Origin of the sequence: Kribbella albertanoniae (assembly GCF_004348455.1) — a bacterium.
In the GTDB taxonomy this organism is placed as follows: Bacteria; Actinomycetota; Actinomycetes; order Propionibacteriales; family Kribbellaceae; genus Kribbella; species Kribbella albertanoniae.
The window spans coordinates 1-11,613 of sequence record NZ_SMKA01000285.1 but is presented as its reverse complement, the minus strand read 5'-3'; the positions used below and the strand labels follow the sequence as shown (position 1 = coordinate 11,613).

The window sequence follows — 11,613 nt, the reverse complement described above, 5'->3', positions numbered from 1 at the left end:
TTTCGGGGTAGGGCGGCGTAGGTGCCGGTGGCTAGGGCGGCGAGGGTTAGTACGGCGGCGCTGAGGGCTAGGGAGTGTTTGATGCCGATGGCGGTGCCGGTGAGGCCTACGGTGAGGCCGCTGCCGATGCGGAGGCCGCCGGAGGAGGTGTTGTAGAGCCCGATGATTCGGCCTCGGTCGGCGGGTGCGGCCTCCAGTTGAACTACCGTCTGGGAGATCGACATCGAGACGAAGTTCGCGACTCCGCTGACGGCCAGGACCACCAGGGCGAGCACGTAGTTGCTGGTGACGGCGAAGACCACGATGCTGAGGCCGTAGAGGACCGTGCCGACGACCGCGGTTCTGACGGTGGGGCGCAGCCAGCCGGTGGCTTCGATGACCAGGCCGCCGACGACCCCACCGAATCCGCTGGCGAACAGCAGAGCGCCGTACGTGAGTCCGGCGGAGCCAGCCCCGAGATCCTCGGCGAACTCCGGCATCGCGGTCTGGATCGAGGCACCGACGAAGAACGAGCCGAGCCCGGCCAGGATGATCATGCCGGCGATGGTCGGACCGAGCGGTACGGCGCGGGCCGCGCGCAGGGCGGCGATGGGGCCGAGCCGTGCGCGGGACACGACGCCCTCGCGGACGTGGCCCGTGAAGCGGGTGCGGAACAGGAAGATCGTCAGCGGCAGGTAGATGGCGATGTTCGCGAAGATGCCGCCGGTCGGTCCCAGCAGGAGCAGCAACAACGAGCCGACGACCGGGCCGCACAACACCCCCAGACTTCGGAACGTCGCATTGAGTCGTACGGCGCTCGGTAGGTCGTCACGGCCGACGAAGTCGTGCAGCATCATCTGCTCGGCCGGTCCCCACAGCGCGCCCGCACAACCGTGCAGCACCAGCAGGACACACGCGTGCCAGATCTGCAGGGAGTCAGTCAGGAAGAGCAGACCCCAGCAGAGCGAGACGAACATGAACAACGCCTGCGCGGACTGAATGATCCGCCGGCAGTCGTACCGATCGGCGAGCGATCCGGACAGCACCGAGAAGAGCAGGAATGGCAACCAGTGACTGATCACCTGGAAGCCGGCCAGCGCCGGTGAATGGAACTCACGCCACAGCACCCAATAGGTGATGACGTGCTCGACGTTGTCGCCCATCATCGCCAGCCCGGTCCCGAACAGATACGGCCGCGCGTCGCGGTTGCGCAGTCCGGCGAAGCGTGGCGACCGGGCGGGACCCGGCTGATGGTCGGTCGAGCCACAGGCCCGGCACATGGCATTCCTCCCCAGTTGAACGAGGCAGCGCACCTCGCCGTACCGAAGATAACAGATTCGAGACACTATGTCTCGATATGCTCCAGACGTCCGGCGGCGGCCGACAGGTCGGCGAGGTCAGTAGTCGCAGCGAAGTTCAGGCGGAGCCAATCGGCGGGTTTCTCGGTGGCGAAGAAGCGGGCGCCGGGGCTGACGATGACACCGGCTTGCCGTGCCTCGGCAGCGGCAGTTGCGTCGCCGGACGGCAGCCGCACCCAGAGGTGGAGACCGCCGTTCGGGACATGACTCACCTCCCAGTCAGGGCGGCTAGCGGCGAGCGCATTGACGAGCGCTCCACACCGGTCTCGCAACGCCACCGCGAGACCACGCAAGTGCCGATCCCAGGCCGGCGAGCTGAGCAACTCGAGCGCTGCCTCCTGCAAGGGACGGGCGACGAAGAAGTCGTCCACTTGTCGGATCGCCCGCAAGCGTTCGAGCACTGGCCCGCGTGCGATCAGCGCACCGATGCGCAGACTCGGCGCGGCGGGTTTGGTCAACGAGGTCAGGTAGATGACGGTCCCGTCGCGATCCGAGCTGAGCAAGGGCTTTGGCACGGTTCCGCCGTGATGGAGGAGTCGCGCGAAGTCGTCCTCGAGCACGAATGCGCCAGCTGCCCTGGCGACCGCGAGTACCTGTTGGCGACGCTCGTCACTCATCACAGTTCCGGTCGGGTTTTGGTACGTCGGTTGGCAGTAGAACAATCGCGCCCCCGACCGAGCGAACGCCTCCGCGAGCAGATCGGGCCGTACGCCGTACTCGTCCATCGGCACGGGCACCGGACTCAGCCCGGCCGCGCGGGCAGCCGCCAAAGCGCCCGGGTAGCTCGGCGACTCGACCAGCACCGGACTGCCCGGCGCAGCGATGGCGCGGAACGCGATCGACAATCCGCTCTGTCCGCCCGAGGTGATCAGTACGTCGTCCGCGCGGACATCGGCGTCGGCCAATGCCGCGAAGACAGTCCGGAGTGAACTCAAGCCGGCCGCCGGAGCGCGATCCCAAGCATCCGGCCGCCGCGCCGCGCGGGCGAGCGCCGCGGTCAACGCGCGCGCCGGTTGCAGCGAGCCATGCAGGTAGCCGCCGTCCAACCGGATGGCCCCTTCCGGCGCTGACGAGTCGGCCAACGACTGGGCGTCGACGCTGCGATCGGCGAGCGCGACCGTCTGCCAGCCGGTATCGATCGCAGTCTCGGTACGGCGGGATCGCGGCGCCACGTAGGTGCCGCTGCCCGGCCTGGTGATGACGACACCTTCAGCGGTGAGCTGGGCGATGGCCCGCGAGACCGTCCCGGGGCCGACCCGATGACGGTCGATCAGCTCACGGCTACTCGGCAACCGATCCCCCGGCGCCAGTCCGTGCACCAGACCGCGCAGTACCGTCAGCAGCTCTTCGGAAGTGCTACTGTCATTCATGAGGATCAATAGTAGCGCTTCTGCCTCCTGGGGAGAATCGCTTCCCGCCCTCCGGGCCGATACCCCAGGCTGCGAAACCGTCATCCACTTCAACAACGCCGGCTGCGGACTGCTCGCGACTCCGGTGCTGACGACGATGGTCGAGCATCTGCAACTCGAGGCCGCCATCGGCGGTTACGAGGCCTCCGCCGCCCGCGCCGATGAGGTGCGTGGCTTCTACACCGAGATCGCCGCACTGATCGGCTGCGGGCCGGGGAACGTCGCCTTCTCCGGCAGCGCGACCCACGCCTACGCGAACGCTCTCTCGTCGATCACCTTCGAACGCGGTGATGTCATCCTCACCACGCGGAACGACTTCATCTCCAACCAGATCGCGTTTCTCTCGCTGCGCAAGCGTTTCGGCATCGAGCTCGTGCATGCACCCGACCTGCCCGAGGGTGGTGTCGATGTCGAGGCGATGGCCCTGCTGATGAAGGAACACCGACCCCGGCTGGTCGCCGCCACCCACATCCCGACCAACTCCGGGCTGGTCCAGCCGATCGCCGAGATCGGCCGGCACTGCCGCGAACTCGGCCTGCTGTACCTGGTCGACGCCTGCCAATCGGTCGGCCAGTACCCGATCGATGTCGAGGAGATCGGCTGCGACTTCCTCACCGGGACGTGCCGCAAGTTCCTCCGCGGTCCGCGTGGATCCGGCTTCCTGTATGTCTCCGATCGGGTTCTTGCGGCTGGGTACGAGCCGTTGTTCATCGACATGCACGGGGCCAAGTGGACAGCGCCGGGCACCTATACCCCGAGCCGGACCGCGTCCCGGTTCGAGGAATGGGAGTTCCCGTATGCCACGGTCCTCGGCTGCGCGGCCGCCGTACGGTATGCCCGCGAGGTCGGCATCGACGCGATCTCCGAGCGGACCCCGCAACTGGCCGGCCGGTTGCGCGACGGGCTCGACGCGATCCCCGGAGTGCGGGCACTCGATCGCGGCGAGCAGTTGGGCGCGCTGGTGACGATCGCGGTCGACGACTGGCAGCCGGAAGCGTTCAAGACGGCATTGGATGCCCGAGGCATCAATTCGGCGTTGAGCTTCCGGAACTTCGCGCAGTTCGACTTCGGCGACAAGAACGTCAACTGGTGTCTGCGATTGTCACCGCATTACTACAACACCGATGACGAGGTGGAGCAGGTCATCGCAGCCATTGCCGAGCTGCGAGCTGTCGGCTGACCTACTCGGCTACTCGGCTATTCGGCAGTGAAGACGACGTCGTGCAGGCCGGAGGAACCGTTCGGGCGGGGCGATGCCTGGTCGGCGGTCTGCACCTCGCCGTCGCCGTTGGTGGCGCGGACGGTGAGGCGGTGCATGCCGGGGGTCGCGTTCCAGCGGAAGGTCCATTGCCGCCAGGTGTCGATGGTGTCCTCGGCGGCGAGTTTGGCGGGTTGCCACTCGCCGTCGTCGACGCGGACCTCGACCTTCTTGATCCCGCGCCGCTGAGCCCAGGCGACACCGGCCGCAACCGCGGGACCGGCCTTGATCGTGGACAGTCCTTTGGGGACGTCGATGCGTGAGGCGGTCTTGATCGGGGCCTCGACGGACCAGCCGCGGTCGGTCCAGTAGGCGCTGAAGTCTTGGAAGCGGGTCACCTCGAAATCGACGATCCACTTGGTGGCCGACACATAGCCGTAGAGACCCGGTACGACCATGCGGACCGGGAAGCCGTGCTCGAAGGGCAGCGGTTCACCGTTCATCGCGACAGCGAGGATCGCGTCGCGGCCATCCGTGAGCGCGGACAACGGCGTACCGATGGTGAGGCCGTCGACGCTGGTCGACTTCACGGCGTCGGCTCCTGAACGGACGCCGGCCTCAGCCAGGAGGTCTGCGACCGGTACGCCGATCCAGCGGGCGTTGCCGACGTACGGGCCGCCGACCTCGTTGGAGACGCAGGTCAGGGTGATGTCGCGCTCGATCAGGCGGCGATCGACGAGGTCCGGCAGCGACAGGCGCAGTTCCTTGTCGACCATGCCGTGGATGCGCAGCTCCCAGTCGTCGGGGTCGATGCGCGGGACTTCGAGGAGCGTGTCGACGCGGTAGAACTTCGGGTTCGGGGTGACGAATCTGGTGACGCCCGGTACGTCGACCTGGGCGGCGGCCGGAATGGGGCCCGCAGGATCGGCTGGCCGCGGTACCCGGAACTTCTCCCGCAACGCGTCTCCAGCCCGGACCGGCAGCACCTTGGTCGCGGTCCACCCGGCGGCACCGACCACGGCCAGCGCGGACACCGTCACCAGGAAGCGGCGGCGGTCGAATCCGGGCGGCTGTTCCTTCTGGGGCGCTTGAGGTTCAAATGCCCTTGTCACCAAGAACATCCCGCCAACTGCGACGAGCAGCGTGACGACGGAAGGCAGCAGCCGATCCACCACTCCAGACGCGGCCGACCGGCTGAAGATCGCAAACCCCAGCCCGACCACACCCAGCCCGGTCGCCAGTCCCACGGCGATCCGACGGCCGCCTCGACTGGCGATCAGCCCGGCGATGCCGGCAACCACGACGAGCACTACGCAGATACCAACCCGCAGGAGCGGCCGGTCCGCCGTACCGAGCTCGCGAACCGCCCAGTCCTTCACCGGCCCCGGCGCCAGGTCGATCACCTGCACCCCGACCGCATCCACCGGCCACGGCCCACCCGTCACCGCCGCGACCAGATACCCCACCGCCAACGCAGCCCCCGCGGCCACAACCCCGCCCACCACACCCGCCGACCGCCGCACTCTCGTTGCCATGTGGGGTCCTTCGGAGCCGCAGCCCCGCCGGATCGGTCGTCGGGCGGACCGCCACCACCGTCTAACCTCGCGCGGCCGACGCAGTTCACGCTCAACACGCGCCGCCAGACGTGCCCAACGGATGGTTGGTGGGTGGTGCAGGTCCGCCTAGGCGGTTGGGACCAGGTCGGTGATTGGGGCGGCGTGGGCTTCGGAGTAGCCGGCGGCGGCTAGGCGGTCGAGGGTTGCTTGCAGGACTGCGGTGTCTTCCAGGGTGCGGACCTCGGTGATCTTGCCCCAGCGCATCCGGAGGAACTGGTTGACCACGTTCTGGTAGCGCGTGCCGTCGGCGAGGCCGCAGTCGACCGTGACCGCAGTCGCCACGCGGGTGTTCCACGGCCAGCCGGAGATCAAGATCTCGTCGACGGTGAACTGGGTGTCGGGCAGCAGTCGGAACGCTCGTTGCCACCAGCGGCGCAACGCCTCGTGCGTATGCCGCTCACCGGACAGGGCGTGGTCCCCGTAGAACCGGTAGGTGAAGGTCGGGGCCATGCCCTCGACCATCGCCTCCCAGTTCCCGGCGGTGATCTCGGCGAAGGCCTTGCGGACCTGGGCCGCTACGAATCGGTGGTACATGTCGCTCCCTCGGTTCGGCTTCCCCACCAACCTACGGATAGTGCATTCAATAACGCAACTGACTAGGATGCAGATCATGCGGAACACGTCGTTCGCCGAGTTTCACTGTTCGCTCGCGCAGTCGCTGGAGGTGATGGGCGACTGGTGGTCGCCACTGATCCTGCGCGACCTCTATCTGGGGCTGGACCGGTTCGACCAGCTGGTCACCGACCTGGGCATCTCGCGGAATCTGCTCACCAACCGGCTGGAGACGATGCTCAACGCCGGTCTGATCGCGCGGACGCCGTACCAGGACAGCCCGGTGCGGTACCGCTACACGCTCGCCGAGGCCGGGCGCGAACTCCTGCCGATCCTGATGGCGCTGACCGCGTGGGGCGACCGGTGGATGACTCCGGACGGCGGCCCGCCGATCCAGTTCACCCACACGACGTGCGGCCACCGAACAACGCCGACGGTCGCCTGCTCCGAGTGCGGCGAACCACTCGACACCGAGCACGTCACCCCCACGCCCGGCCCCGGCGGTCGCACCGCCCCCGGCACAGCGCTCATCGCCACGGTGATGCGCTAGGGCGTGTCTCTTAAGTCCGCGCCGTAGCGAGCATGTGCCCGGTGCGGTAGCTCGGCGTGCTGGAGGAGAGGCCTCGATGCTTTTCCATCGTGGCCTTTCCTCCAGTGCGGCGAGGTGCCGTGCCGGGTGCAGCGCAGTAGGCGTGGGCTTAAGAGACACGCCCTAACCCCTGTACGCCGTCGCCGCGAGCTGCACGAACGCCGGGATCAGCGGGTTGGTGTCGGTGGCGGGCCAGGCGGCTACTACTGGACTGGGTGGGAGGTCGGTGACTGGTACGACGACCAGCTCCTCCGATAGGTGATGGCCGAGTGGGGCGAGGCCGATGGTGCCGTTCCAGAGGACGGCTTGGATGCACTCCTGGACTGCTCGGACGACCGGGCCTTCGCGGGATTGGCCGCCGTTCCAGAAGGACTGCCAGAGTGCATCAGTGCCAGGCGGGAACTGGAACCACGCGCGGTCAGCCAGGTCGGCCAAGGTCAGGCGGTCGCGGGTGGCGAGCGGGTCGTCGGTGCGTAGTACGGCGCCTAGCGGGTCGGCGCGGAGTTCGTGCAGGTGCAGGCCTGTTGGGTCGAAGGGAGCACGGGTGATCGCGATGTCGACCAGGCCGGCGCGGAGGCCGCAGGTGGGGTCGGTGAGGTCGGCGTCGCGGATGGTGATGGTGACGGTCGGGTGCAGGCGGCGGTAGCTGTCGGCGAGGCGGGCGATGCCGGGATCGGTGCTGTCGGCAAGGATTCCGACGGTGAGACTGGCCGCGGCGTTGACGCGGGCGCGGACCTGCTCGGATTGCTCCAGCAGGTTGCGGGCTTCGGTCAGGAGCGTCGCCCCAGCCGGGGTGAGCGAGACACCCGCGGCAGAGCGGTGCAGGAGCGTCGTACCGAGGTCGGCCTCAAGCTGGCGGATCGCCCGGCTGAGCGGCGGCTGGCTCATGTGCAGGCGGTTCGCGGCCCGTCCGAAGTGGAGCTCTTCGGCGACCGCCACGAAGTAGCGCAGCAGTCGCAGGTCCATGACCAGCGATGATACCCACCGGGTATCGGCGATACGGAACAAGTCTTGGACGGCCTCGGTCCTACCGCCTGACGATCATCACATGGCTGACTACCCCTTCCCCGATCCGATCGTCGACACCTCCGCGGCCCACGAGGTCGCGCGGGATCTGGTCGTGATCCCCAGCCAGGACGTCGACCTCGTCCCGAACATCGGCCTCATCGGCGGCTCCCAAGCAGTCCTCGTGGTCGACACCGGACTCGGCCCGCGCAATGCCGAGCAGGTGCTGAAGTTCGCCACCGAGTACGCCGCGGGACGGCGGCTGTACCTGACCACGACCCACTTCCACCCGGAACACGCTTTCGGCGCACAGGCCTTCGCCGGGGAGGCGACGTACCTGGTGAACTCCGCCCAGGCGACCGATCTGTCCGCCAAGGGAGACGGCTATCTCGCGATGTTCCGCCAGCTCGGTACGGCGGTCGCGCGCGAACTCGACGGTGTGGAGCTGCCGACGGCTAACCTCGTGTACGACGACACCCATGAACTCGACCTGGGCGGACGAGTGGTCCAGCTACGACCGACCGGACGGGCGCACAGCCGTGGCGATCAGATCGTCACGGTCGCGGATGCCTCGGTCATGTTCACCGGCGATCTCGTCGAGACCGGGCAGTTCGCGATCTTCCCGTGGTTTCCGCCGCACGACACCGACGTCTCCGGCGTCCGCTGGATCAAGGTCATGGAGCACCTCACCGCGTCGAACCCGGCGATCGTCGTACCCGGCCATGGAAGTGTCGGCGACGCCCGGCTGCTCGTCGACGTCCGCGACTACTTGACCGAACTGCGCGACGAGACGTGGGTACGGCGGGATTCGGCGCTGCCGGTGGAGACCATCGCCGAGGAGGTCCGGGCGCTGATGATTTCGCGGCACCCGGACTGGCGGCTGCCTGAGTGGATCGACCGCGGTGTCGGCTGCCTATGCTCGGAGTACTAGTTCTCCAAGGTGATCTCGGAGCAGGCAGTGAAGCGAAAGGTGCCGCCGGCGACCTGATTGTTGCTGATGGCAAGATTCCGGACGCTCTTGGCTTCAACCAGCAGACCGCCGTCGAAGGTGTTGTCCTCGATCCGGATATTCTCGTGGACCGGGCCGTCGAGGACTGCGTTCTCCGGGTTGATCAGGATGCTGGCATGGCCCGGAGCGGGCCGGCGGAAGGTGTTCCGGCGGATCGTCAGGTCGCGGACCGGGCCGGATTCGTACCAGCCAGAGGCGTCCGCGGTGATCAGGATCGCGGACATGTCCAGGCCGTCGAAGACGTTGTCCTCGATGACGGCCGGCCGGCGGGTGGACACCAGCACCCCGCGGGTGGGGATGTTGCGGAAGGTGTTCCCGGCAATGTGCACCGACGACGTGTAGGTGATGTTCTCGACCGCGAAGGCCTCCGGATCCGCGAGGACCTCAGCGGGTACGTCGCGATCGAGTACGACGCTCATCGTCGTCAGCTCGTGTGAGTCCCGACCGGTCGGCCCGGTCACCGCGGTCACCGTCGCCTGACCGACCGCGCGCAGACTGGCCCGGTTGGCGATCTCCAGTTCGTCACCGACGGCGAACTGTGGGAACCCGGCCGTCTCGTGATGCGCGTACCGCAGGTGCAAGCTCCGGCCATCGATCTTGGTGATCGGGAGGTACGTCCCGTGGATGTTGATGGCGTCGTCATGGGCGCCGTCGAAGGTGTTCCCGGTGATCGTCACGGTCCCCTTGACGCCCGACATCTGCACGAAGTCCGCGAAGGCGGCGGCGATCCGGCCCGAGGTCCGGTCGGTGGCGAACTCGTTGCCTGCCACAACGATGTTCTCGCTGAACTGACCGAGAATGCCGAACCCGTGCAGGTATCGCGCTTTCAGATCGGTGACCGCGACATCCTTCGACTGCCAGATGAACCCGGCCGCCGTGTCCCGCGTGACCTCGCGCAGCGAATAGACCAGTCCGAGGCCGTCCGGCGTCGCCTCGGAGCCGTAGTCGATCCGCAACCGCCGTTCGCCGAGGTCGGTCACCGACACCACGCCCTCGAACAACCACGCCGGCCGCCTGCTCGCCAGGCCTGCCACGGGGTCGAAGACCTGCTGCCCGTTGGACAGTTGGTCGGATGAGTACCGCCAGTAGGACTGACCGTCGTACGGGCTGGGCTCGGTCAGGAAGGAAACTTGGCCGCCCTCGACGACGTACGGGCTGCCTGCGGGGACGGACACGATGCGGTAGCCGGGGCCGGTCTCGATGATTGTCAGGTCGATGACGCGTGGGGCTGACTGGTCGAACTCGAAGTTCGTCAGCGTCACGTTGCTGGATCCGATGACGGCGAAGAGGCCGAGCTGGCCGTGCAGCTGGAACCGCGATCCCTGGCCGTCGATGGTCAGGTCGTCGATCCCCTCGACGTACAGGGCGAACCGCTTGAATCGGACCGCCGGATCGGCACCGGCCGTGTTCGACAGGTACAGCTCCTGGGGGACGGCCTGATCTGGGTAGAACTGGTAGGTCCCCTTCGGGAAGACCAACCGCTTGGGCCCGGTCTCCCCGCGCGCTGCCTCGAGCACCTTCGCCACGGCCGCCGTACTGTCGGCACGCCCGGTCCGATCCGCCCCGAACTCCGTCACATCAAGCACACTTGATCGTACATCATATAGGAAACTGCGCTTTCAGGTGAAACCCGGTGGCCGCTGATGACGGCCCAGCGGATACTCGGGGGATGCCGCGGTCCGAGGTCGTGCCCCTACGCCGGAATCGGCCGTTCGCGTTCTTCTGGACCGCGCAGCTGCTCTCGAACGCCGGTACGCAGGTGAGCGAGCTGGCGATCCCACTGATCGCCGTACTGACGCTGTCCGCCGGGCCGACCGCCATGGGGGTGCTGACCGCGCTCGAGTCGCTGCCCGTGCTGGTGCTTGCGCTCTTCCTCGGTGTGTACGTCGACCGCCTCCGGCGCGGGCGATTGCTGTTCTGGTCGAACATCGGCCAGGGCGTTCTCATCGGCACCGTTCCGGTGGCGGCCGCGTTCGGCGTGCTCACGATGGCGCAGCTCTACGTGGTGACCTTCGCGGTCGGCACTCTCGCTCTCGCCTACGGACTCGCTCACACCGCCTACGTCCCTGCGCTGGTGACCGACCGACGGCAGCTCACCGCGGCGAACAGCAGCATCGCGTTGACCGACTCAGTGACCGCAGTGGCGGGACCTGGGCTCGGCGGGGTGCTCGTTCAGTTGCTGACGGCACCTATCGCGATCGCCGTCGACGCCGTGTCGTTCCTGGTGGCCGCCGTACTCCAGGCCGCCGGGCGCGGTCCAGATCCGCTACCGCCGGCCGAGAAGGTCCGCTTCGGACTGTCCATCCGGGCCGGCTTCGCCGCCTTCCGGCAGCAACCCGGGATCGTCGCGATCACGATGGGCAAAGGCAGCTCCGACTTCTTCCACTGGGGTGTGCTGGCCCTCTACGTCCTGTACGCCGTCCGCGAGCTCGGCCTCTCCCCAGCCGCAATCGGTGCGATCGCCGTACTGGGTTCGCTCGGCCCGTTGCTGGCCGGCCTCATCACCACACCCATCACCCGCCGCTTCAGCCCCGCCTGGACCGCCGTCATCGCCGCAATCTTCGGCGGCGGCGGCCTCCTCATCCCCTTCGCCACCGGCCCCGACTTCCTGGTGATCGCCATCATCGGCCTAGGACAATTCCTCCTGGGCCTGGGCGTGGTTCACCTGATCATCATCCGCGCCACCATGCTCCAGCACACCGTCGAACCCAGCCTGCTGGGCCGCGTCGGCTCCGTCATCCGCCTGATCGAATGGGGCACCGGCCCCATCGGCGGCCTCACCGGCGGCCTCCTGGGCGCCGCCATCGGCCTCCGCCCAGCCCTCTTCATCCTCACGGCCGGCACCCTGACCGCCGTCCCCTGGATAGCCACCGCCGCCGCCCGAGGCCACCTCACCCC

The 11,613-nt window shown here is 67.8% G+C and carries 10 protein-coding genes; 4 read left to right on the top strand and 6 right to left on the bottom strand.

The window, feature by feature from the left end:
- Together E1261_RS37725 and E1261_RS37720 are read right to left on the bottom strand one after the other, a co-directional pair.
- A partial coding sequence (locus E1261_RS37725; protein ID WP_132414541.1) for an MFS transporter occupies nt 1–1,259 on the bottom strand: 1,259 nt, incomplete at its 3' end.
- Between the two features lie 65 nt (nt 1,260–1,324).
- Nucleotides 1,325–2,707 carry an aminotransferase-like domain-containing protein gene (locus tag E1261_RS37720; protein ID WP_132414540.1) on the bottom strand — a complete coding sequence of 461 codons (1,383 nt, stop codon included), beginning with the start codon at nt 2,705–2,707 and terminating at the stop codon, nt 1,325–1,327.
- On the opposite strand from E1261_RS37720, the gene E1261_RS37715 reads away from it, so the two are divergent.
- Nucleotides 2,706–3,926 carry an aminotransferase class V-fold PLP-dependent enzyme gene (locus E1261_RS37715; RefSeq protein WP_132414539.1) on the top strand — a complete coding sequence of 407 codons (1,221 nt, stop codon included), beginning with the start codon at nt 2,706–2,708 and terminating at the stop codon, nt 3,924–3,926. The genes E1261_RS37720 and E1261_RS37715 overlap by 2 nt on opposite strands.
- 17 nt (nt 3,927–3,943) lie before the next feature.
- Here E1261_RS37715 and E1261_RS37710 read toward each other — a convergent pair whose 3' ends face one another.
- Nucleotides 3,944–5,479: a molybdopterin-dependent oxidoreductase gene (locus E1261_RS37710; protein WP_132414538.1), complete on the bottom strand. Its 1,536-nt coding sequence runs from the start codon at nt 5,477–5,479 to the stop codon at nt 3,944–3,946.
- Nucleotides 5,480–5,626: 147 nt separating this feature from the next.
- Nucleotides 5,627–6,094 (bottom strand): nuclear transport factor 2 family protein, encoded by a 468-nt coding sequence (locus tag E1261_RS37705; protein WP_132414537.1) that lies wholly within the window; start codon nt 6,092–6,094, stop codon nt 5,627–5,629.
- Between the two features lie 76 nt (nt 6,095–6,170).
- Between E1261_RS37705 and E1261_RS37700 the strand changes: the two genes are divergently transcribed.
- Nucleotides 6,171–6,662: a winged helix-turn-helix transcriptional regulator gene (locus E1261_RS37700; RefSeq protein ID WP_132414536.1), complete on the top strand. Its 492-nt coding sequence runs from the start codon at nt 6,171–6,173 to the stop codon at nt 6,660–6,662.
- Nucleotides 6,663–6,824: 162 nt separating this feature from the next.
- Here the strand turns inward: E1261_RS37700 and E1261_RS47000 are convergent, their stop codons facing one another.
- On the bottom strand, nt 6,825–7,667 hold the full coding sequence (locus E1261_RS47000) for a LysR family transcriptional regulator (protein WP_132414535.1): 843 nt from the start codon (nt 7,665–7,667) through the stop codon (nt 6,825–6,827).
- Between the two features lie 82 nt (nt 7,668–7,749).
- Here E1261_RS47000 and E1261_RS37690 point away from each other — a divergent pair, with 82 nt between their 5' ends.
- Nucleotides 7,750–8,637, top strand: a complete 888-nt coding sequence (locus E1261_RS37690) for an MBL fold metallo-hydrolase (RefSeq protein WP_132414534.1) — start codon at nt 7,750–7,752, stop codon at nt 8,635–8,637.
- Here the strand turns inward: E1261_RS37690 and E1261_RS37685 are convergent.
- Nucleotides 8,634–10,292, bottom strand: a complete 1,659-nt coding sequence (locus E1261_RS37685) for a right-handed parallel beta-helix repeat-containing protein (RefSeq protein WP_165952780.1) — start codon at nt 10,290–10,292, stop codon at nt 8,634–8,636. The two genes, E1261_RS37690 and E1261_RS37685, sit on opposite strands and share 4 nt — an antisense overlap.
- A 92-nt stretch (nt 10,293–10,384) precedes the next feature.
- Here E1261_RS37685 and E1261_RS37680 point away from each other — a divergent pair.
- The coding region (locus E1261_RS37680) for an MFS transporter (RefSeq protein WP_132414532.1) at nt 10,385–11,613 on the top strand (1,229 nt) is incomplete at its 3' end.